At 66.5% G+C, this 22,039-nt stretch carries 19 protein-coding genes; 6 read left to right on the forward strand and 13 right to left on the reverse strand.

Going from position 1 to position 22,039, the window contains the following annotated elements; genetic code table 11:
- The gene (gene recO / locus ACHMXB_RS07125) at positions 1-750 is read right to left on the reverse strand and encodes a DNA repair protein RecO (protein ID WP_395404003.1); all 750 of its coding nucleotides are present in this window, start codon (positions 748-750) and stop codon (positions 1-3) included.
- Positions 751-858: 108 nt separating this feature from the next.
- Positions 859-2,598, reverse strand: coding sequence for a 2-isopropylmalate synthase (gene leuA, locus ACHMXB_RS07130; RefSeq protein WP_395404005.1), 1,740 nt, complete (start codon positions 2,596-2,598; stop codon positions 859-861).
- Positions 2,599-2,848: 250 nt separating this feature from the next.
- Here leuA and ACHMXB_RS07135 point away from each other — a divergent pair, with 250 nt between their 5' ends.
- A complete protein-coding gene (locus tag ACHMXB_RS07135; RefSeq protein ID WP_395404007.1) occupies positions 2,849-4,801 on the forward strand; it encodes a M13 family metallopeptidase in 1,953 nt (650 codons plus the stop codon).
- Between the two features lie 146 nt (positions 4,802-4,947).
- Here the strand turns inward: ACHMXB_RS07135 and ACHMXB_RS07140 are convergent, their stop codons facing one another.
- From ACHMXB_RS07140 to ACHMXB_RS07160, 5 genes are all read right to left on the reverse strand, one after another.
- Entirely contained in the window at positions 4,948-6,528 is a 1,581-nt protein-coding gene (locus ACHMXB_RS07140) for an LCP family protein (RefSeq protein WP_395404009.1), read from the reverse strand.
- A 127-nt stretch (positions 6,529-6,655) separates the two neighbouring features.
- Positions 6,656-7,615: a GTPase Era gene (era, locus tag ACHMXB_RS07145; protein WP_395404011.1), complete on the reverse strand. Its 960-nt coding sequence runs from the start codon at positions 7,613-7,615 to the stop codon at positions 6,656-6,658.
- Positions 7,599-8,930, reverse strand: a complete 1,332-nt coding sequence (locus ACHMXB_RS07150) for a hemolysin family protein (RefSeq protein ID WP_395404013.1) — start codon at positions 8,928-8,930, stop codon at positions 7,599-7,601. Before ACHMXB_RS07150 ends, era begins: the two co-directional genes overlap by 17 nt.
- Entirely contained in the window at positions 8,927-9,400 is a 474-nt protein-coding gene (gene ybeY / locus ACHMXB_RS07155; RefSeq protein ID WP_102974527.1) for an rRNA maturation RNase YbeY, read from the reverse strand. Before ybeY ends, ACHMXB_RS07150 begins: the two co-directional genes overlap by 4 nt.
- Positions 9,384-10,484: a PhoH family protein gene (locus ACHMXB_RS07160; protein ID WP_395404015.1), complete on the reverse strand. Its 1,101-nt coding sequence runs from the start codon at positions 10,482-10,484 to the stop codon at positions 9,384-9,386. Before ACHMXB_RS07160 ends, ybeY begins: the two co-directional genes overlap by 17 nt.
- 344 nt (positions 10,485-10,828) lie before the next feature.
- Between ACHMXB_RS07160 and ACHMXB_RS07165 the strand changes: the two genes are divergently transcribed.
- Positions 10,829-11,746, forward strand: coding sequence for a GerMN domain-containing protein (locus tag ACHMXB_RS07165; RefSeq protein WP_395405171.1), 918 nt, complete (start codon positions 10,829-10,831; stop codon positions 11,744-11,746).
- 67 nt (positions 11,747-11,813) lie between these two features.
- Here ACHMXB_RS07165 and ACHMXB_RS07170 read toward each other — a convergent pair whose 3' ends face one another.
- Genes ACHMXB_RS07170 through hrcA form a run of 3 tightly spaced genes read right to left on the reverse strand, consistent with a single transcriptional unit; the run spans position 11,814 to position 14,786 of the window.
- Complete coding sequence (locus tag ACHMXB_RS07170) at positions 11,814-12,584, reverse strand: 16S rRNA (uracil(1498)-N(3))-methyltransferase (RefSeq protein ID WP_395404017.1); 771 nt, start codon at positions 12,582-12,584, stop codon at positions 11,814-11,816.
- Positions 12,585-12,586: 2 nt separating this feature from the next.
- Complete coding sequence (gene dnaJ, locus ACHMXB_RS07175; protein WP_395404019.1) at positions 12,587-13,714, reverse strand: molecular chaperone DnaJ; 1,128 nt, start codon at positions 13,712-13,714, stop codon at positions 12,587-12,589.
- A gap of 58 nt (positions 13,715-13,772) precedes the next feature.
- A complete protein-coding gene (gene hrcA, locus ACHMXB_RS07180) occupies positions 13,773-14,786 on the reverse strand; it encodes a heat-inducible transcriptional repressor HrcA (protein WP_395404021.1) in 1,014 nt (337 codons plus the stop codon).
- A 213-nt stretch (positions 14,787-14,999) separates the two neighbouring features.
- Here hrcA and ACHMXB_RS07185 point away from each other — a divergent pair, with 213 nt between their 5' ends.
- Together ACHMXB_RS07185 and ACHMXB_RS07190 are read left to right on the forward strand one after the other, a co-directional pair.
- Positions 15,000-15,854: a DUF3097 domain-containing protein gene (locus tag ACHMXB_RS07185; protein WP_102974521.1), complete on the forward strand. Its 855-nt coding sequence runs from the start codon at positions 15,000-15,002 to the stop codon at positions 15,852-15,854.
- Between the two features lie 138 nt (positions 15,855-15,992).
- On the forward strand, positions 15,993-16,412 hold the full coding sequence (locus ACHMXB_RS07190) for a DUF4870 domain-containing protein (RefSeq protein ID WP_111903417.1): 420 nt from the start codon (positions 15,993-15,995) through the stop codon (positions 16,410-16,412).
- Positions 16,413-16,518: 106 nt separating this feature from the next.
- Here ACHMXB_RS07190 and hemW read toward each other — a convergent pair whose 3' ends face one another.
- A complete protein-coding gene (gene hemW / locus ACHMXB_RS07195; protein ID WP_395404024.1) occupies positions 16,519-17,748 on the reverse strand; it encodes a radical SAM family heme chaperone HemW in 1,230 nt (409 codons plus the stop codon).
- Positions 17,749-17,784: 36 nt separating this feature from the next.
- Entirely contained in the window at positions 17,785-19,638 is a 1,854-nt protein-coding gene (gene lepA, locus ACHMXB_RS07200; RefSeq protein ID WP_395404026.1) for a translation elongation factor 4, read from the reverse strand.
- A 181-nt stretch (positions 19,639-19,819) separates the two neighbouring features.
- Between lepA and ACHMXB_RS07205 the strand changes: the two genes are divergently transcribed.
- Positions 19,820-20,365, forward strand: a complete 546-nt coding sequence (locus tag ACHMXB_RS07205; protein ID WP_395404028.1) for a type II toxin-antitoxin system PemK/MazF family toxin — start codon at positions 19,820-19,822, stop codon at positions 20,363-20,365.
- A gap of 185 nt (positions 20,366-20,550) precedes the next feature.
- Positions 20,551-20,811, forward strand: coding sequence for a 30S ribosomal protein S20 (gene rpsT, locus ACHMXB_RS07210; protein WP_111903413.1), 261 nt, complete (start codon positions 20,551-20,553; stop codon positions 20,809-20,811).
- A gap of 101 nt (positions 20,812-20,912) precedes the next feature.
- Here the strand turns inward: rpsT and ACHMXB_RS07215 are convergent, their stop codons facing one another.
- Complete coding sequence (locus tag ACHMXB_RS07215) at positions 20,913-21,983, reverse strand: hypothetical protein (RefSeq protein WP_395404031.1); 1,071 nt, start codon at positions 21,981-21,983, stop codon at positions 20,913-20,915.
- Positions 21,984-22,039: the final 56 nt, after the last annotated feature.

Here is a 22,039-nt window from a genome sequence, read left to right on the forward strand (position 1 = left end):
TTAGGTACGCTCCACATGTTTGAGGGATTTCAGGACACGCTCGAGGTGCCACTGCAAATAGCTTGCCACCAGGCCCGCGGATTCGCGGCGGTGGACCGGAAGGGAGGCGTCCGCCGTCGGCCAGTCCCCGGTGAGCAGCGCACCCAGCAGGGAGACCGTTTCCGGTGCCGGCGCCGGTGACCCCGGCGGGCGGCAGTCGCCGCAGACCATGCCGCCCAGCGGAGCGGAGAAGGCGGTGTGCGGTCCGGACGCGCCGCAGCGCGCACAGTCCGTGAAGCTGGGCGCCCAGCCTCCGGTTGACAGAGCCCGCAGCAGGTAGGAATCCAGGATGAGCTCCGGCGCGTGGTCCCCGCGGCTCAACGAGGCCAGGGCGCCGACCAGCAGGTTGTACTGGGCCGTCCCGGCTTCGCCGTCGACGTCGGTCAGCTTTTCGGCGGTTTCGGTCATGGCCGCGGCCACCGTGTAACGCCCATAGTCGGCGGCGATGTTGCCCCCGTACGCCCCTTTCGCGACGGCCTGCGTCACGATGTCGAGGGTCTTGCCGGACACGAGCTGCAGGTCTGCCACCATGAAGGGCTCCAGGCGGGCGCCGAAGCGGCTGGTGGTCCGCCGGATCCCCCTGGCCACCGCCCTGACCTGGCCGTGGTGCTTGGTCAGCAGGGTGATGATGCGGTCCGCCTCACCCAGCTTGTGGGTGCGCAACACCACGGCGTCGTCGCGGTAGCTGCGCGCTGCAAATGATTGGACCACGCTTTATCTTCCCATTGACTCCATGAAACAGCTCAGCCGCCGAAACAGCTCAGCCGCCGAAAACAGCTGCGCCGCCGGTGGGGACCGGCGGCGCAGCTGTCAGGAAGCTCAGGCCTGGGCGTCCCGGATGGCCCGGTTCACCGCGGAGATGACTGCCTTCAGGGCGGACGTGCTGGTGTTGGCGTCGATGCCGACGCCCCACAGGACGCGCTCTCCCACGGCGCATTCGACGTAGGCCGCGGCGAGGGCGCTGCCGCCTTCTGACAGGGCGTGCTCGCTGTAGTCCAGCACGCGCACGTCCACGCCGTCCTGGCCGAGGATGTCCAGCAGCGCGGCGATGGGGCCGTTGCCGGTTCCCGTGCGGTTGACGTGCGTGCCATCCACACCCAGCGCGGCATGCAGGGTCATGGAGCCGTCCTCATCGGTTTCGGTTTTCACCGAGCCGAGGGAGTACCGGCCCCACTGGCTTTCCGCCTTCGCAGAGGGCAGGTACTCGTCCTGGAACAGCTGCCACAGCTGTGCACCGCTGACCTCGCCGCCCACGGTGTCCGTGCGCTTCTGGATGACGCCGGAGAATTCGATCTGCGCCCGCCGCGGCAGGTCCAGGCTGTGCTCGCTCTTCAGCAGGTAGGCCACGCCGCCCTTGCCGGACTGGGAGTTGACGCGGATCACGGCCTCGTAGCTGCGGCCGAGGTCCTTCGGGTCCACCGGCAGGTACGGCACCTGCCAGGTGACGTCGCTGACGTCCTTGCCCGCGGCTGCGGCATCCTTCTCCAGGGCTTCGAGGCCCTTCTTGATGGCGTCCTGGTGTGACCCGGAGAACGCGGTGAAGACGAGGTCGCCGCCGTAGGGTGCACGCTCCGCCACGGGCAGCTGGTTGCAGTACTCCACGGTGCGCCGGACGTCGTCGATGTCGGAGAAGTCGATCATCGGGTCGACGCCCTGCACGAACATGTTCAGGCCGAGGGTCACCAGGTCCACGTTGCCGGTCCGCTCGCCGTTGCCAAACAGGCAGCCCTCGATGCGGTCGGCGCCGGCCTGGTAGCCCAGCTCGGCCGCGGCCACACCGGTGCCGCGGTCGTTGTGCGGGTGCAGGGAGAGAATGATGCCCTCGCGCGGGTGCAGGTGGCGGCTCATCCACTCGATGGAGTCCGCGTAGACGTTCGGGGTGGCCATCTCCACAGTGGCGGGCAGGTTGATGATCACCTGGCGGTCGGCGGACGCCTCAAAGACGTCGGCGACGGCGTTGCAGACGCGGACCGCGTACTCCAGCTCGGTGCCCGTGAAGGACTCCGGCGAGTACTCGTAGGTGATGTGGGTGTCGCCCAGTGTTTCTTCGTACTTCTTGCAGAGGCGGGCGCCCTGCAGGGCGATGTCCAGGATGCCGTCCTCGTCCTGGTTGAACACCACGCGGCGCTGCAGGACGGACGTGGAGTTGTACAGGTGAACGATGGCCTGCTTGGCGCCCACCAGCGACTCGTAGGTCCGCTCGATGAGGTGTTCGCGGGCCTGGGTCAGCACCTGGATGGTGACGTCATCCGGGATGTGGTTGCCCTCGATCAGCTGGCGGACGAAGTCGAAGTCGGTCTGGGACGCGGAGGGGAAGCCGACCTCGATCTCCTTGTAGCCCATCCGGACCAGCAGGTCGAACATCTTCATCTTGCGGGCCGGGCTCATGGGGTCGATCAGTGCCTGGTTGCCGTCCCGCAGATCAACCGCGCACCAGCGCGGGGCCGTGGTGATGATCTTGTCCGGCCAGGTGCGGTCCGGCAGGTCGACCTTGATCTGGTCCTGGAAAGGGATGTAGCGGTGGACCGGCATTCCCGAGGGCTTCTGTGCGTTTCGCATTAATCTGGCCTTTTCTGTGATTCCTGAGTGAAAGGGTGGCCGGGCAACACGGACTCCGCGACGAGGGTGGGCCTGCGCTAGATCGCGTCTGAGGCCTCGCCGCGGCAGCTAAGAAGAAGGAGCTCTGCACGCACCATTTCACAGTAACACGGGTGCGTAAGATGAAGGAGCAACACCCCCAGCAACGTCCACCATGCAGACGCTGCACCGGTGAAAGTGCCGGTCGCAGCACGTCATCAAAGGAGCTCCTGTGCCAATTTCGGGGATCGCCCTGTCAAACATCGACCGCAGCGTGAGGCCACAGGACGACCTCTACCAGCATGTGAACGGCGCCTGGCTGAAGGAGACCGCCATCCCTGACGACCGTGCGCTGGAAGGCACATTCACAGCCCTGCGCGACGGCTCCGAGCTCGCAGTCCGGGAAATCATCGAGGAAGCCGCTGCCAAGGGGGCCGAGGCCAGCGGGATCGAACGGAAGATCGGCGACCTCTACAGCAGCTTCATGGATGAGGCAGCCGTGGAGGCCAGGGGCATGGACCCCATCCGCGGACGCCTGGCCGAGGTCTTCGCCACCGCCAGCATCGACGAACTGCTGGCGCTGGCCGGCCGGCTCTTCCGTGCCGACGTGTCCGGACTCTTCTACATCTACCCGGCACCCGACGCCGGCAACCCCGACCGCGTTCTGCTGTACACGGGGCAGGGCGGCCTCGGGCTGCCCGACGAGTCCTATTACCGCGAGGAGAAATTCGCCCCCGTGGTGCAGTCCTACCGGGAGTACGTGGGCACCATGTTCGGCCTGGCCGGCGTGGCCGATCCCGCAGGAGCCGCGGCCCGGGTGGTGGCACTGGAGACCGCCCTCGCCTCGCACCACTGGGACAACGTCACGCTCCGTGACCCGCAGAAGACCTACAACCTGAAGTCGGCGGACGAGGCACGCGAGCTGTTCCCGCTGCTGGACACATGGTTCGAGGCCGCGGACATCGCCCCGGAGAAGCGGCAGGAGATCGTGGTCAGCACCCCTGACTTCTTTGCCGGCGCCGCCGCACTGCTGTCCTCCGAGTCGCTGCCGGTGTGGCAGGAATGGCTCGCCCTGCGCGTCATCAACTCGGCAGCCCCCTACCTGTCGTCCCCCTTTGTGGACACGAACTTTGCCTTCTACGGCACCACCATCAGCGGCACCCCCAGGAACAAGGACCGCTGGAAGCGTGGCGTCGCCGTCGTCGAGGCGGCACTGGGCGAGGCCGTCGGCCAGATCTATGTGGCCCGGCACTTCCCGGAGGGCCACAAGGCCCGCATGCAGACCCTCGTGGCGAACCTGATCGAGGCCTACCGGCAGAGCATCAGCGGGCTGGAATGGATGGGCGAGGACACCAAGGCCGAGGCGCTCCGGAAACTGGCGGCGTTCCGCGCGAAGATCGGATTCCCCGACGAGTGGATCGACTACACGGCAGTGGTGATCGACCCCGCCGACCTGCTCGGGAACGTCGAACGGGCCCACAACGCCGACGTCGACCGGCACCTTGACGAGGTGGGCAAGCCGGTGGACCTCAACAAGTGGCTCATGACGCCGCAGACGGTCAACGCCTACTACCACCCGATGCTCAATGAGGTCGTCTTCCCGGCCGCCATCCTCCAGCCGCCGTTCTTCACCGCCGACGCCGACGATGCGGTGAACTATGGCGGCATCGGGGCCGTGATCGGGCACGAGATCGGCCACGGCTTCGATGACCAGGGCTCACAGTTCGACGGCAAGGGCGAGCTGCGCAACTGGTGGACCGAGGACGACCGCAAGGCCTTCGAAGCCCTGACCGGCCGCCTCGTGGACCAGTTCAACGCACTGTCCCCCTATGCCGCGCCCGGCCACAACGTCAACGGCAAGCTCACTTTGGGCGAGAACATCGGCGACCTGGGCGGGCTCACCATTGCGCACAAGGCCTACCGCCTCAGCCTTGATGGCCAGGAACCAGAGGTGCTCGACGGGCTGACGGGTGAACAGCGCTTCTTCGCTTCCTGGGCGGCCGGCTGGCGCCAGGTGATCCGCACGGAAGAAGCCGTCCGGCGGCTGGCCACTGACCCGCACTCCCCCAACGAATTCCGCACCAACGCCATTGCCAAGAACCTGGACTCCTTCCACGCCGCATTCGGCGTCACGGAGGAGGACGGGATGTGGATGCCTCCGGCGGAGCGCGTCAGCATCTGGTGAGCGCAGAAATGCCGGGCCGCCCCCCGTTCGGGGCGGCCCGGCATTTTCTTTGCAACAATATCGGCGGTCAGCCAGTGCACGATCAGCTACTGCACGAGCACCTTCTGCACTATCAGCTACTGCACGAGCACCTTCTGCACTATCAGCTACTGCACTATCAGCTCGGGGTTTGCCTGCTGGCAGACGGTGTCGCTGGCTGTCTGGTTGACGATGTCCTTGGGAACGGTGGTCTTGCCGAACTTCGTTCCGGACGGGAAGTCGGAACCGAGGTACAGCTGCACGCCCGCGACGCCGGAGGATGGCGCCACCTGGGCGGCCGGAATACCGAACAGGGCAGCAACATCGGCGGCAACGTCCGCGAACTCGGGTCCGTAGTACACCATGGTCTGTGCCGTCGTGTCGGCCTCCAGCTGGCCCACCTGGGTGAAGCCGCCGGCCACCACGGCGTCAACGATTTCCTGGGTCCGGGTGGGTGAACCGGTTCCGTTTGCCACGGTGATGGGCTGCAGCGCCCTGTCGTACGGCGCCGCGGTCGCGGTGGGCTTGGGCGGGGCCGACGGCGTGGAGCTCGCCGAAGGCTTGGGCGTGGCCGACGGCGACGGGGTTTCTTTCCCGTCCGGGTCCGTCAGGTCGACGTCCTTCCGCAGCGCGGCGAACAGCTGTGAGGCGGCAGGCTGCGCAGCTTCCAGCCGGTTGGGATCGCTTGCCGCAGGGACGGTCGGTGTCGCAACAAATGCGACCTTTCCGACGTCGATCGTCTTCAGCCGATTGCCGATGGTAACCATCGCCGGTACCGAGGCGAGCCCGTCGTCGACGGTGAGGTTCTTGGTGATGACGTCGGCGATGTTCAGGAGCTTGGCCGGGTTGGAGAGGGTGCCATCATCCTTGATCTTGCGGGTCAGGGAGGACAGGAAGCCCTGCTGGGCCTTGATGCGGCCGAGGTCGCCGCCGTCCGCGAACGCATGGCGGGTGCGGAGGAAGGCGAGGGCCTGTTCGCCCTGCACCTGGGAGGTGCCCTTGGGCAGCTTCAGCCGGGAATCGGGGTCGTAGACGGCGTCGCTGATGCACACCTCGACGCCGCCCACGGCGTTCGACAGTTCCTTGACGGCGTTGAAGTCGGCCATCATGAAGTGGTCAATCTCCATGCCGGTCAGCTTGTTGACGGTGTCCACCGCGCAGCCGATGCCGGCCTCCTTCATGGCTTCGTTGATCATGATGCCGCTGCGGGCCGGATACTGCTTGCCGGTCTTCTGGTCGGTGCACTTGGGGATGTCCACCAGCAGGTCGCGGGGGAAGCTGATCACGTTGACCCGCTTGTTGTCCTCCGAGATGTCCATGAGCATCATGACATCGGAATTGCCGTAGCCGGTGGAATCCTCGGTACTGCCGTAATTCGAGTTCTTGCCGTCGCGGGTGTCGGACCCCAGGATCAGGATCTGCAGCCTGCCGGTGGCATCGTCCGTGGCATCGGTGCGGCTACTTCCGGCACCGAGCGCGGCGGTAGAGATGTTGGACTGCAGCCTGAAGTACCAGTAGCCGGCAAACGCGAGGCCGCCGGCCAGGACAACAGCAACCACGGCGGTGGTCACCTTGAGCCACCTGGGCATGTGGCGGACGTTCAGGTGCCGGGCAGCGCCCAGCCGGGCGTCCTCGGCATGCCGGGCAGCTGGCTCGGAACGGGCGGGTGTGCCCGGTCCTTGGGCGCGGTTGTCGCGGCGTCGCACCACAGGGTGTACCTTCCTCGAAAAAATGGGATCCGGCCTATTTTAGTTGCCGTTTCTGGGAAAACGCCGGACATCAGGCGTTTTCGGCCCGGCGCGCAGGCATTAGCCTTGGCGCGCCGGCACCGGCGGGTCAGAACCCGAGCTTCACCAGCTGCTTGGGGTCGCGCTGCCAGTCCTTGGCCACCTTGACGTGCAGGTCGAGGTAGATGCGGGTGCCCAGGAGCGCCTCAATGCCCTTCCGGGCGTTGGTGCCGACCTCCCGCAGGCGGCTTCCGCCCTTGCCGATAATGATGGCCTTCTGGGACGGGCGCTCCACATAGAGGTTGACGCGGACGTCGAGGAGCGGGTTGTCCTCGGTCCGGCCCTCGCGCGGAACGATCTCCTCGACCACCACGGCCAGTGAGTGCGGCAGCTCGTCGCGCACACCCTCCAGCGCAGCCTCGCGGATGAGTTCGGCCACCATGACGGCCTCCGGTTCATCGGTCAGCTCGCCGTCCGGGTAGAGCGGCGGCGACGGCGGCATGTGGCTGATCAGGACGTCCGCCACCGTGCCCACCTGGAACCCGTCCGCGGCCGAGACCGGAACGATGTCCTTCCAGCCTTCCTCGCCCAGCACTTCCCTGCCGAGCTCGGCGACGGCCAGCAGCTGCTCCGTCAGGGCCTGCCGGTCCACCAGGTCGGCCTTGGTGACGAGGGCAATCACCGGCTTGCGCCCCACGGCGGCGAGCTGGGCGGCGATGAACTTGTCACCCGGGCCGATCTTCTCGTTGGCCGGGATGCAGAAGCCGATCGCGTCCACCTCTGAAAGCGTGTCGGCAACGAGGTCGTTAAGACGCTTGCCCAGCAGCGTGCGGGGCCGGTGCAGGCCGGGGGTGTCCACGAGGATCAGCTGGGCGTCCTCGCGGTGGACGATTCCGCGGATGGTGTGCCGCGTGGTCTGCGGCTTGGCGGACGTAATGGCCACCTTCTTGCCCACCAGCGCGTTGGTGAGGGTTGACTTACCGGCGTTGGGCCGGCCCACCAGCACCGAGAATCCGGCATGGTACCCGCCGAACGGTTCGCCGCCGTCGGCCTTATTCTGCTTGCTCACGTGGAACTCCCTGTTGCATTGATTCGGCCTCGTCGAGAAGTTCTTCAAGGTCAGTCTGTTCTTTCGGCGCAGCGGCCGCAATGATGTGGCTGACGCGGTTCCGGCGGCCCTCGAGCCGCTCGGCGCGCAGCGAAACGCCGTCGATATCCACGGCACTGCCGACGATCGGGACCCGGCCGAGGGCCTTGGCCAGCAGGCCGCCCACGGTGTCCACTTCGTCGTCGTCCAGTTCGATGCCGAACAGCTCACCGAGGTCATCGATCCCCATCCGGGCGCTCACCCGGTACGTTCCGTCACCGAGGTCGACGACGGCGGCGCTCTCCGAATCGTATTCATCCACGATTTCGCCGACGAGCTCTTCGATCAGGTCCTCCAGCGTCACCAGCCCGGCCGTCCCGCCGTACTCGTCGACGACGATGGCCACGTGCGTGGATTCCTTCTGGAGTTCCCGCAGGAGGTCGCTCACCGGCTTGGAGTCCGGCACGTAGCGGACCTCGCGGGCCAGCAGGTCCACCACGGGCGGTTCGGCCTCCGGATCCATGCCGTGGATCGCGGCCGCCACGTCCTTGAGGTAGATGATGCCCAGGATCTGGTCGGTGTTTTCGCCGATGACGGGGATCCTGGAATACCCAGAGCGCAGGAACAGCGCCATCGCGCTGTGCAGGCTTGAACCGGCGTCGATGGTCAGGATGTCCGTCCGCGGCACCATGACGGCGCGGACCAGGGTGTCGCCGAACTCGAAGACGGACTGGATGAGTTCTGCCTCGTTGTCCTCGATCATGTCCGACTCGGTGGCCCGGTCAACCAGTTCGCGGAACTCCTCCTCGCTGAAGTACGAGTCGTCGCCGTTGGGCGAACCCGGGGCCACGGCACTGCCCAGCCGGACCAGCCAGGCGGGGATCGGGCCGAGTATCCAGGCCAGAAACCGGACCAGCGACGCCGAATACTGCGCCACGGCGGCCGGATGCGAGCGGCCCAGCTGGCGCGGTGAGACGCCCACCAGCACAAACCCGAGGACCGCCATGATGCCTGTCGCGGCCAGGCCTGCCAGCCAGACGTTGTCCAGCACGCTGTAGAGCAGCACGGCCACGGCCACCGCGGAGGCCGTCTCGAACCAGATCCGCCAGAACCGCAGCGCACGCATGTGCGTCATCGGCTGATCCAGGATCCTCCGCAACGCCGGACCGCGGCTCCCCTGCACCGCCTGCTCGGCGTCGTGGCGCGGAAGAAAGCTGAACGCCGCCTCGGCAGCAGTCAGCAGCGCCGCGGCACCGAGAAACGCCAGCGCCATGCAGACAAGGAGCAGGGAGGTCACTGGGTGGTCTCGGCCGGTGCTTCTTTGCCGGTGAATGCCGTCAGCAGTTCGCGCTGCAGGCCGAACATTTCTGCCTTCTCCTCGGGTTCGGCGTGGTCATAGCCGAGCAGGTGGAGGATTCCGTGCGTGGTCAGCAGCAGCATCTCGTCCTGCGTGGAGTGACCGGCGTTGCGGGCCTGGACCTCGGCCACCTGCGGGCAGATCGCGATGTCGCCAAGCATCCCCTGCGGTGTGGGCTTGTCCGGGGTTCCCGGGGTCAGCTCATCCATGGGGACCGAAAGCACGTCTGTGGCTCCCGGCTCATCCATGAGCTCGATGTGCAGCTTCTCCATGGCCGGCTCGTCCACCAGCAGGATGGACAGTTCCGCCTGCGGATGGATATACAGCTGCTCGAAGATGAAGCGTGCCAAGGCCACCAGCCGGGGTTCGTCCACCTGGATGCCGGATTCGTTGTTAACTTCGATGCTCATGCGTGCTCTCCCGTCGTTCCCGGGGAACGGAATGCTTCACCCGGTTGCGTTGTGCTTCGTCCCAGATGCTGTAGGCGTTGACGATGTCCCCCACCAGGCGGTGGCGGACGACGTCGGCGGCGTCCAGAACGGAGAAGCTGACGTCGTCGATTCCGGTGAGGATCTCCTCGACGATGCGCAGGCCGGAGCGGGTTCCGAACGGAAGGTCCACCTGTGTGACGTCGCCGGTGACCACCATCTTGGAGCCGAAGCCGAGGCGGGTCAGGAACATCTTCATCTGTTCCGGCGTGGTGTTCTGTGCCTCGTCAAGGATGATGAAGGCGTCGTTCAGCGTCCGGCCCCTCATATAAGCCAGCGGAGCGACTTCGATGGTTCCGGCCGCCATCAGCCGGGGAATGGACTCGGGGTCCATCATGTCGTGCAGCGCGTCGTACAGCGGCCGCAGGTACGGGTCGATCTTGTCGCTGAGCGTGCCGGGGAGGAAACCCAGCCGTTCGCCCGCTTCGACGGCGGGACGGGTGAGGATGATCCGGCTGACTTCCTTCTGCTGCAGGGCCTGCACCGCCTTGGCCACCGCCAGGTAGGTCTTGCCGGTACCGGCGGGACCGATCCCGAAGATCACCGTGTTCGCGTCGATGGCGTCCACGTAGTTCTTCTGGTTCAGTGTCTTGGGCCGGATGGTCTTGCCGCGGCTGGACAGGATGTCGTGGGTCAGCACCTCAACCGGATTCTGCAGGGACTGGCTGCGGAGCAGCGAGACCAGCTGCTGGAGGACTGCCGGGGTGATCACGGTGCCGCGGGCCACGAGCCCCCGGACCTCGTGGAGCAGTCGCATGATCCTCGGAACATCGGCCGCGGGTCCGTTGATGGAGAGTTCGTTGCCGCGTACGTGGAAACTGACGGCCGGGAACTGGTCCTCGATGAAGCGGAGGGCCTCGTCGTGGCTGCCCAGCGACTGCACCATCTGATCAGAGTTATCGAAGATGACCACCTCCGTCCGGACACCGGGGAGAGTATGGGGGAATTCGCCCGTGGTGCGGTCCCCCGTATTGAGGCGGCGCTTTCCGTTTGCTGATTCAGTCATGGTGACGGCCTGGGGCCTTAAGTTCCCTCCAGTTCGGAAAAATAACTCATTTGTGTCTCTACATCTTACGCCAGCGCACGCCTTGGCCTGCCGACCGGGAAGGTCACGGCCCACCGAAATTCCGTAACGCGTTCCCGCAATTAGGTATCAACTTTGTATCGGCCTCATATCGTTCCCGTTGCAGTTCGGCCGCCTGCCCCGAAAGGCACGGTGTGCCCCAAAGTCTCGTGTAATGCTGGAAAAGGAGCCCGCCGGCAACGGTCCGGCGTGCCCGCAAGCACTGCTCATTGGAAGGGATCGCCAGCATCAGTCAGCTAGGAACTCCGGGCCGGAAAGTACCGCGGATTCGCTCCGTGCTGCTGTCCGGGCTGCTTCCGGCTGCCCTGCTGCTGTCGGGATGCATTGCCGATCCGGATCCTGCGGTGACTTCCGCCAACTCTCCGACCTCCTCGTCCCGCCGGGCCGCCGGCACGGACGGCGTTCCCACTACCAGCGCACCGCTGGAAACAACGCAGTCCTCGAACAAGGCGCCCGTCTACTGGATCGGGCGAAGCAACAGCAACGTCTTCCTGTACCGCGAGTTCCGGGACGTTCCTGACGATGAGAACCCAATCACGCGGGCCCTGCGGGCCATGATGTCGGAGACGCCGCTGGATCCGGACTTCTTCACGCCGTGGCAGAACCCCAAGAACCTCGCGACGTCGATCTCCGGCACCAATGTCATTACCGTGGACGTTTCCGCGGATGCCTTCAACAGCAACCTCGACGCTGACATGGCCCAGCGGGCCATCCAGCAACTGGTCTACACCGCGACGGCCGCCGGGGCCAGTTCGGGCCTGATCGACTCGGGCCAGCAGATCGAGGTGGTGATCCTGGTGGACGGGCACACCGATTACCTGGCGTTCAAGCACGTGAAGCTCGGTGCGCCCACGTCCCGCAGCGCCGGAATGGTGGCACCGGTGTGGATCATCGATCCGCAGCAGGGCACCGAAGTCAGCGACGGACGGGTCAAGATCTCCGGACGAAGCACCGTTCCCAACGGCAAACTCCACTGGCGCATCCTTAAGGTCCAGGACAACGGCGACAAGGAAAGCTACCTGACCGGGGAAGCCGTGGCCGCAGCGGATCCCGCAGCCTCCGGGGTCTTCGGCATCACGGTCAACCTCGCTGCCGGCAACTATGAGGTGCGCGTCTCCCAGATCGCCCCGGGTAAGCCCGAGGACGAACTCAACGTGGACTCACGGGGGTTCACGGTTCGCTAGCGGTCCGTTCAGCGAAGCGTTCACTGACTGACGTTGCCAGCGCCCTGGATTCACCAGCGGCCGAGGCTTACCAACGGCCCAGCACGTCGCTGGCCACCACAACGCCGGCCGGTCCCGCCGTCGACGACCGCAGGACGTGCGGGCCCAACAACGCCGTGACTGCCCCGGCGCCGCACAGCCTGGTGACCTCGCGGGGGCTGATGCCCCCTTCGGGACCAACGATGAGGAGCACCTCGCCGGGGTCCGACGCCTCCCGGCGCTCCTCCGACCACTTGCCCAGGACCCGCCGCAGCGGCGTCACCGCGTCTTCGTGCAGGATCACGGCAAGCCCGGCGTCCGCGACTTCCTTGGCCAGCGCCTGGGTGTCGACGGCGGGCCTCACCTCAGGGATCCAGGCCCGGCGCGCCTGCTTGGCGGCGGCCGTGACGGCAGACTGCCATTTGCCGTGCGCCTTGGCCGCCCGGTCACCCTTCCAGCGGACGATGGAGCGTTCCGACTGCCACGGAATTACCGCGTCGATGCCCAGCTCCGTGGCGGTTTCGATCGCCAGCTCGTCCCGGTCACCCTTGGCGAGGGCCTGCACCAGAACGAGGCGGATGTCCGGCCGTGCTTCGGCACTGACGGAGGTGCATTCGACCGTCAGCTCGGCGGGGGCAGCTTCCGTCACGGTTCCGGTGATGCGTTTGCCGGCGCCGTCGGCTATGTCAACCTGCTCCCCCACAGCCAGGCGCTTCACGGTGACGGCGTGCCGGGCCTCGGCTCCGTCCAGGACGAACAGCGAACCGGGAACAGTGCTGTCCAGCGCGCCGGCCGGGGTGAAGAATACGGGGTTGCTCACCGCTACAGGTTACCGAGGCGGTCCCGCAGCTTGGCGAAGACGCCGCCGCCGGCCGCGAGCTTTCCCTCGGAGAACTGCTCGCCGCGGAGCTTGGCCAGCTGACGAAGCAGGTCCTCCTGGGCGGGGTCGAGCTTGGACGGCGTTTCCACCTGGAGGTGGACCCTAAGGTCGCCGCGGCCGTAGCCGCGCAGGTGGGTGACGCCGAGGCCGCGGAGGGTGATGATCTCGCCGGACTGCGTGCCCGCCTTGACGTCGATCTCCTGCTTGCCGTCGAAGGTTTCCAGACTGACTTCAGTGCCGAGGGCGGCGGCGGTCATGGGAATGTTCAGGGTCGCGTGCAGATCGTCGCCCTCGCGGACATATGTGGGGTCGTTGTTGACGCGGATTTCCACATAGAGGTCGCCGGACGGTCCGCCGGCTGGGCCGGCCTCGCCCTGGCCGGAGAGCTGGATCCGCGTGCCGGTGGCCACACCGGCCGGGACCTTAATGGTCAGGGAGCGGCGGCTGCGGATGCGGCCCTGGCCGCTGCACTCGTTGCAGGGGTCCTTGATGACGGTGCCGAAGCCCTCGCACGAGCCGCAGGGAGCGGCGGTCATGACCTGGCCGAGGATGGAACGGACAGCCCGCTGCACCTGGCCGCTGCCGCCGCAGATGTCGCAGCGCTCCGGGTGGCTGCCCTCCCGGCAGCAGGACCCTTCGCAGGTGGGGCAGGTGACGGCCGTGTCCACTTCCAGCTTCTTGTTGACGCCGAAGACGGCATCGCGCAGGTCAATCCGCACGCTGATGAGCGCGTCCTGGCCGCGGCGCACGCGGGACGCGGGACCGGAGGTGCCGCCGGCGCCGAAGAAGGTGTCGAAGATGTCCTGGAACGCGAAGCCCTGGCCGGCATAACCGCCGCCGCCAAAGCCGTTGTCCGTGCCGTTCTCGTTGCCGGTGGTGTCGTAGACCCGGCGCTTCTGCGGATCGGACAGCACCTCATAGGCGTGGGTGACGGCCTTGAACCGTTCGGCGGCGTCTTCCCCGGGGTTGACGTCCGGGTGAAGCGAACGGGCCAGCTTGCGGTAGGCCTTTTTGATCTCCTCGCCGGTGGCTTCCGCGGAGACTCCAAGAACGTCGTAGTGGCTGCTCAAAGTTCGTATCTCTTCCTGGTTGTACTGCCTGTTGTCAGGGGATGTCCGGGGCGTGCGGTCACGGGCCCAGAATCCTCGAAAGATAGCGGGCCACCGCGCGCACGGCGGCCATGGTGGTGGGATAGTCCATCCGGGTAGGGCCCAGTATGCCCACCTTGGCGGTGGCGTCCGGGCCGTAGCCCGTGGCCACCACCGACGCCTCGGCCAGCCCGTCGTAGGGGTTTTCCCGGCCGATGCTGACGGCCACGCCGCGCGAGTCCTGCGCCATGTCGCTCAGGAGCCGCAGCATCACCACCTGCTCCTCAAGGGCCTCGAGGACGGGTCCGATGCTGAGCGGGAAGTCCACGTTGGACCGCGCCAGGTTGGCCGTTCCGGCCAGGACCATGCGGTCTTCCCGGCTGTTGTGGGCCAAGCCCTCCAGTCCCTTGCCCAGGGCCATGGCTACGGGGCGCTCGGCGGGCGCGCAGCCGGCCACGACGGCGGCCAGGTGCTGGGGCAGGATGGCCACCGGCGTTCCGGCCACACCGGTGAGGAACCGGGTGCGCAGGGCGGCCAGCGTGTCGTCTGAGAGGTCCTGTCCGGCGTCGACGACGCGCTGGTCAACTTTGCCGGAGTCGGCGATCAGGACGATCAGCACCTTCCGCGGCGCCAGCAGCACGAATTCAATGTGCCGGACCACGGCACGGCTCAGGTGCGGGTACTGCACGACGGCGACCTGGTTGGTCAGCTGGGACAGGAGCCGGGCCGTCCGGTCCAGAACGTCGTCGAGGTCCTCGGACCCCTCGAGCAGGGTCTGGATGGCGCGCTTCTCCGCTGGGGAGAGCGGTTTCACCGCCGAAATCTGGTCGACGAACAGGCGGTACCCCTTGTCCGTGGGAATCCGGCCTGCACTGGTGTGCGGGGCCGTGATGAGGCCCTCATCCTCCAGTGCCGCCATGTCGTTGCGGATGGTGGCGCTGGAAACGCCCAGATGATGCCGTTCCACCAGGGCCTTGGAGCCGACAGGCTCGCGGGAATGGACATAGTCCTCCACGATGGCGCGCAGCACCTCAAGCTTCCGTGGTTCGCTCACAGTCCACCTCCTTTGGGCCGTAACGGCGCCGGGCGTTTTTCCCGCCCGTAAAACGCTGTGGTTAGCACTCGACATGCCTAAGTGCTAACAAGTCTAATATGAGTCGCCCCGTTGTTAGCATTGGTACCGCTCCGGGCGAAATTCCGGGCGCCTGTCCCCCGGCGGCATGCCCGCGGCCGGAGCGGCTCCTTCCTAGTGCAGAGCGGTGAACGAATGCAGTACCAGACCTGGGGCCCGCAGGACATGACAGCGCCCGCCAAAAAGAGCCTGCCCGAGGTACCGGTGGAGCGTGGCATGGTGCTCGAGGACGTCCAGTCCGGCTGGGTGGGCGCGGTGACCCGGGTGGAGAAATCCGGCGGCATGCACGTCGTGGCGCTCGAAGACCGGCGCGGAAAATCGCGGTCCTTCAAGCTGGGCTTCGGATTCCTCCTGGACGGCCAGCCGATCCGCCTGATGCCTCCAGCGCCCAAAGCGAAGCCCGCAGGATCGGGCACGGCCGGACGGACGGCGTCAGGTTCGGTGCGGGTGGAAGGGCAGCGCGCCCAGGTGGCCAAGGCCAGCCGGATCTGGGTAGAAGGCAAGCATGATGCAGAACTCGTGGAAAAGGTCTGGGGCGACGACCTCCGGGTGGAGGGCATCGTCGTCGAGCCCCTGCACGGCATCGACGACCTGACGGCGGCCGTCGCCTCCTTCCGCCCCGGTCCCGGCCGCAGGCTGGGCGTCCTGGTGGACCACCTGGTCCCGAATTCCAAGGAGTCCAGGATCGCCGACGCCGTAATGGCGTCCCCCGGCGCCGCCGGAAACGTGCTGATCGTCGGCCATCCGTACGTCGACGTCTGGCAGGCGATCCGCCCGTCAGTGCTGGGCATTCCGCAGTGGCCTGTGGTGCCGCGCGGCACGGACTGGAAGACCGGCATCCTCACCGCCTTCGGCTGGCCGCACGAGACCAAGGAGGACATCGGCCTCGGCTGGCAGAAACTCCTCGGCGCCGTGCGCACCTACGCCGACCTTGAGCCCGCCCTGCTGGGCCGGGTGGAAGAGGTCATCGATTTCCTGACAGTGCCCTAAATTTCCAGCGCTACGCTCCCCGGGTTCGGCGTTCCGCCCGCTATTGCCCCTACGGGCCGGTATCCTTGGTACGGCGGCACCGCACCGCGGCCCGGCGCCAAGGCACTATCGCACCAACGCAAGCTTAAGGAAGACACCGTGGCACAAGACGCTCGCGACCGCAGGGACACACAGTCCGGCCAGGACCTGCCCCAGTACCATGGCGTTCCGGCCAATGCGCTTCCGCTGACCGCCAGCGAGGACCGGCAGTGGGCCACCCTGGCGCACTTCGGCGGCATTCTCGGCTGTGTTCCGGCCCTGCTGATTTACCTCATCTTCCGCGACCGCGGCCCGTTCACCGCGCAGGAGTCCAAGGAAGCCCTCAACTTCACGCTGCCGCCGACGATTGCGGCCTTCGTGGCCAACCTGCTGGTGCTGCTTCCCGTCGTCGGCAATCTGTTCGCCGTCCTGGCCACACTCATCTGGATTGCGCTGACCTGCTTCGCGGTGTCCGCCGGCGTCCACGTCAACAAGGGCCAGCCGCACCGCTACCCGTACAACCTCCGCTGGATCAAGTAGCCGGCTGGACCACGTAGCCCGAAAGCAACGCGAGGTCACTTATGGCCCAATCGAACTATCGGATTGGGCTGGAACTGACCCCGCGTTGTTTGTCTGTTGTGGCGACTCAGTCCGGCAGGATCCTGCGGACCACGGCATCCGCCAGCAGGCGGCCCTTCAGCGTGAGGACCAGCCGGCCCCTGAAGGCTTCCTCGGGCACCACGAGGCCGTCCGCGATCAGTCCGGCCACGGCCTTCCTGCCGGCCGGCGAGAGGGCAGCGGTCTCGAGCCCCGAGAAAAGCCGGGCTTCCAGCATGACCTTTTCGACGCCCCGGGTTTCGGCGTCGAGCGTTTCGCGTCCTGCCGCCGGCGAGACGCCTGAGCCGAGGCGTCCGGCATAGGCAGTGGGGTGCTTGACGTTCCACCAGCGCACCCCGCCCACGTGCGAGTGCGCGCCCGGGCCGATGCCCCACCAGTCGTCCCCGCGCCAGTAGGCGAGGTTGTGGCGGCACGCCTGCTCCGGCGTCGCGGACCAGTTGCTGACCTCGTACCAGTGCAGGCCGGCGTCGGTGATCATCTTGTCGGCGAGTTCGTACTTGTCGGCATGGTCGTCGTCGTCGATTCCGGGAACTTCGCCGCGGCGGATCTGGGCGGCGAGCTTGGTGCCGTCCTCGATGATCAGCGCGTAGGCGCTGATGTGGTCCGGCTGGTAAGACAGGGCGGTCTCGAGCGAAAAGCGCCAGTCCTCGAGGGACTCCCCTGGTGTTCCGTAGATCAAGTCCAGGCTGACGGCGAGCCCGGCGTCGCGCGCCCACTGCACCACGAGCGGAACACGGCTCGGAGTGTGCGTGCGGTCCAGCACCTTCAGCACGTGGGGCACAGCGGACTGCATGCCGAAGGAGATCCGGGTGAAGCCGGCGTCCGCAAGCAGCTGCAGGGATTCCGGCGTGACGGAGTCCGGGTTGGCCTCGGTGGTCACTTCGGCGCCGGGTTCGATCCCCCACGTGTCGATCGCGGCACGGAGGATCCTCGCCAGATCCTCTGCCGGCAGCAGCGTGGGCGTGCCGCCGCCGAAAAACACGGTGCTCAGCGTGCGCGCGGGCAGCCCGGACTGCTCAAGGACCCCCGCGGCAAAGTCCACTTCGGAGATGGCGGTGGAGGCGTACGCATCCTGGGACGCGCCGCCTCCGAGCTCGGTTGCGGTGTACGTGTTGAAGTCGCAGTAACCGCAGCGGACCGCACAGAACGGGATGTGCACATAGAGCCCGAAGGCCCGGGCGGCCGCATCTTCCGCCGCCTGTGGCGGCAGCAGTCCGTCCGACGGCGCGGGGTCGCCCAGAGGAAGCACGCTAGGCATGGGTGCGGCCTCCGGAGGTTCCGGCCACGGTCATCACTACTTCTTGGCCTTGTCCTTGGATTCGTCGGTGGTCAGGGCTGCGATGAAGGCTTCCTGCGGCACTTCCACGCGCCCCACCATCTTCATGCGCTTCTTGCCTTCCTTCTGCTTTTCCAGCAGTTTGCGCTTACGGGAGATGTCGCCGCCGTAGCACTTTGCAAGAACGTCCTTGCGGATGGCGCGGATGGACTCACGGGCGATGATCCGGGACCCGATGGCTGCCTGGATCGGCACTTCGAACTGCTGGCGCGGAATGAGCTCGCGCAGCTTGCCGGTCATCATCACACCGTAGGCGTACGCCTTGTCCTTGTGGGTGATGGCGCTGAAGGCGTCCACCTGCTCGCCCTGGAGCAGGATGTCCACCTTGACGAGGTCGGCGACCTGTTCGCCGTCGGCCTTCCAGTCCAGCGAGGCGTAGCCGCGCGTCTTGGACTTGAGCAGGTCGAAGAAGTCGAAGACGATCTCGGCCAGCGGCATCCAGTACCGCAACTCCACCCGGTCCTCTGACAGGTAGTCCATGCCGCGCATGACGCCGCGGCGGCCCTGGCAGAGCTCCATGATGGCGCCGACGAACTCGTTGGGGGCGAGGATTGTGGCGGCCACCATGGGTTCGCGGACCTCGTTGATCTTCCCGGAGGGAAACTCGCTGGGGTTCGTTACCGTGATCACGTTCTTGTCCTCGAGCGTGACCTCGTAGACCACGTTGGGCGCCGTGGAGATCAGATCCAGGTTGAATTCACGTTCAAGGCGCTCACGGACGATCTCCAGGTGCAGCAGGCCGAGGAAGCCCACGCGGAAGCCGAAGCCCAGGGCCGCGGAGGTTTCCGGTTCGTAGATCAGGGCTGCGTCGTTCAGCTTGAGCTTGTCCAGGGCGTCACGCAGCACGGGGTAGTCGGTGCCGTCCAGCGGGTAGAGGCCCGAGAACACCATCGGCTTGGGATCCGCATAGCCGCTCAGCGATTCCGCCGCAGGCTTGGCGAGATTGGTGACGGTGTCGCCCACCTTCGACTGGCGGACGTCCTTCACGCCGGTGATGAGGTAGCCCACCTCGCCGACGCCGAGGCCCTTGGAGGGTGTCGGCTCCGGGGAGCTGACGCCGATTTCCAGGAGCTCGTGGCTGGCCTTGGTGGACATCATCTGGATGCGCTCACGCGGGTGCAGCATGCCGTCCACCACACGGACGTAGGTGACCACGCCGCGGTAGGTGTCGTAGACGGAGTCGAAGATCATGGCCCGGGCAGGTGCGTCCGGGTCGCCGACGGGTGCTGGCAGGTCGCGCACGATCTTGTCCAGCAGCGCCTCGACGCCCACGCCGGTCTTACCGGAGACCAGCAGCACATCCTCGGGATCGCCGCCGATCAGGCTGGCCAGTTCGGCGGCGTACTTCTCCGGCTGGGCGGCCGGCAGGTCGATCTTGTTCAGGACCGGGATGATGGTGAGGTCGTTTTCCATCGCCAGGTACAGGTTGGCCAGCGTCTGGGCCTCAATGCCCTGCGCAGCGTCAACCAGCAGAACGGCGCCCTCGCAGGCGGCGAGCGACCGGGACACCTCATAGGTGAAGTCCACGTGGCCCGGCGTGTCGATCATGTTCAGCGCGTAGCTGACGCCGTCCAGTTCCCAGGGCATGCGAACAGCCTGGGACTTGATGGTGATGCCCCGTTCGCGTTCGATGTCCATGCGGTCCAGGTACTGGGCCTTCATGTCCCGCGCCTGCACCACGCCGGTGGACTGCAGCATGCGGTCGGCCAGGGTGGACTTACCGTGGTCAATGTGCGCGATGATGCAGAAATTCCGAATAATGGCCGGATCTGTCGCGGCGGGCACCGGGGCGGTGCGGGCCATGGGAGACACGCAGGGTCCTTACTGTTGGCATTTCAGCGGCGTTGCTCAGGCTGAATTCTGCCCATCCTGCTGCCTGCCGCATATCTGAACCTCTAGTCTCCCACGTCCCGGGCGCAGGCAGTACATTTTGCGCGGTCCGCACGCCCGGAGGTCCGGCAGCTTCGAAGGCCGCGCCGGTAGGGTGGCCGGCATGGCTTTGAACTTCTCCTCCATCGGCGGCGCCGTCCGCGCATCGCTCCGCTTCCTCGGCGTACTGAGGCAACCGGCGGTCCGAACTGCGGCGCCCGCCAGGGGCAGGTCCGGAAACGCACCCCGGCTCCCGGCCGGCGTCACAGGTACCTACCCGGGCGACTTCACCGGTACGGCGACGCTGCCGTACTCGCCCTCCCCGGACGGCCGCCCGGACCCCGGCGAGATCGTATGGACGTGGGTTCCCTTCGAAGAGGACCATTCACGGGGTAAGGACCGGCCGGTCCTCCTTGTTGGCAGCCACGGAAGGTACCTGCTGGGTCTGATGCTGACCAGCAAGGACCACGACAACCACTCCCGCGGCCGCCGGAGCTACGTGGACATCGGCACAGGGACGTGGGACAGGCAGGGCCGCCCCAGCGAGGCCAAGCTGGACCGCGTCCTGCAGATTCATCCGGCCGACATCCGGCGCGAGGGGTCGGTGCTGGACCGGAAGAAGTTTAGGCTGGTGGCGGGCGAGTTGCGTCGGCTATACGGCTGGAAATGAGTGCGGCGCGCCGTCCGTGCCCGGAATCGCCACAACTGGCCCCGGCCTGCTAATATTTATAGCTGTGTGTCCGTGCAGGTCGACGGTCACTGATGGCTGGCCGCCATAGGTATCCCCACGCCGCTCAGTCAAGGCCAGCTTGAAAGCCCTCTAGACCATTTCCGCATTACAAAGAGAGTTCACACGTGGCAAATATCAAGTCCCAGAAGAAGCGCATCCTGACCAACGAGAAGGCTCGCCTGCGCAACAACGCAGTCAAGTCCGAGCTGAAGACGGCCATCCGCGCCGTCAACACCGCTGTTGAGTCCTCCGACAAGGACGCTGCTACTACTGCGCTCGTTTCTGCCAGCCGTAAGCTGGACAAGGCTGTCAGCAAGGGTGTTCTGCACAAGAACAACGCTGCAAACCGCAAGTCGGCGATCTCCAAGAAGGTCAACGCACTCTAAGGTTTTCCAGTTCAACTGAACTGATGCTTGTGGCCGGCACCATTGGTGCCGGCCACTTCTCTTTAACTTCCGACGGCCGGTCTTACGTCCGACGGCGGGTTTCAGGTCCGACGGCGGTCTCCGGACTTCCGGCCCCCGGTCCAGCGACCGGACCCGTCAATGCGCCAGTCCGAGGGCGCGGCGCCGTGCGTGAGGACGTCGTTGAGCCAGTAGGTCTCATCGGGATCCCAGCCCGCCAATACTGTCCGCTCAAACACTGCAACTGACGGTCCGGCGGATGGCCTTGCGGCAAGGGCGAGTCCGGCCGTGGTGAGGTATCCCCAGAGGGTGAGATGGACGCCGTCGTAGTCGGCAGCAACGGCAGACCAATCAGGAACCAGCCAGGGTCCGGCGATCCCCGTGGTCCGCCACCAGTCGTGGCGTTTGGAGAGGCTGACGTCCATTGGGTACCGCGCCGCCAGCCAGGTCCACGCCGCCGGGCCATCGATCTCATACACGCGGGAGTCCGGCCGCGTTACGAGCGGCCAAACGGCGGCCTGCTTCCACCCAAGACCGTCCTCGACGAGCAGGAGACCAGTGGCACCGAGTTCCGGCATGCTCCGGGTGGTCGTCAGCAGTTCGGATGGTCGCGGAGTGGACCACCACCAGCCGCCCCAGTTGGCGTCCGGGTTCTCCGGCCGTTCAGCCGCCTGGCGTTCGTCCGCCATAGCTGCGGCCTTCCAATCGGACAACTTTCTGGCTGCGCCGCGGGGATCCGGCGGCTGACCTATCCGTTCGTCGGTCCACTGCACAAAGCACTGGCGGTCCCGGTCCAGGGACCCGGGCCCCCACCACGCGGCAAGGGAGTTAGCCAAGGTATCCGCGACCGGGCCCAATGCCAACCGGATGGCGGGCTGCGCGAGGAGGGCGTCGGTTTCGTCGGGCTGCTGCCAGTAACGCGCGGCGTCCACCGCCTCGGTGAGGCCAGCCAGCAGCGCCCTGCCACCAGCTGATTCAGCAGCCGATACGGATGCCGGACTGCGGAGTGCCCCGGCCAGTTCGCTGGCAAGTCCCTGATCCTGGGGATATTCCGCGGCTCTGGCTGCGAGGGTCCAAATTTCGGGTTGCGCTGCTGTGAGAACGCCGAGGCAGAACCGGCGCCCTCGCGGACCGCTCGACAAATCATCAGACACAACGACCCCCTGGCACTGAGCCTACAAGCTCAGCCCGGTCAACGCGCTGGCCCGGT

It is taken from the genome of Arthrobacter sp. UC242_113 (assembly GCF_044054585.1).
Lineage (GTDB): Bacteria > Actinomycetota > Actinomycetes > Actinomycetales > Micrococcaceae > Arthrobacter.

Excerpts from the sequence above, each read along its gene's own strand:
- leuA (WP_395404005.1), bottom strand. The coding sequence starts at position 2,598 with ATGCGAAACGCACAGAAGCCCTCGGGAATGCCGGTCCACCGCTACATC.
- ybeY (WP_102974527.1), bottom strand. The coding sequence starts at position 9,400 with ATGAGCATCGAAGTTAACAACGAATCCGGCATCCAGGTGGACGAACCC.
- ACHMXB_RS07160 (WP_395404015.1), bottom strand. The coding sequence starts at position 10,484 with ATGACTGAATCAGCAAACGGAAAGCGCCGCCTCAATACGGGGGACCGC.
- ACHMXB_RS07185 (WP_102974521.1), top strand. The coding sequence starts at position 15,000 with ATGCAGTACCAGACCTGGGGCCCGCAGGACATGACAGCGCCCGCCAAA.
- hemW (WP_395404024.1), bottom strand. The coding sequence starts at position 17,748 with ATGCCTAGCGTGCTTCCTCTGGGCGACCCCGCGCCGTCGGACGGACTG.
- ACHMXB_RS07205 (WP_395404028.1), top strand. The coding sequence starts at position 19,820 with ATGGCTTTGAACTTCTCCTCCATCGGCGGCGCCGTCCGCGCATCGCTC.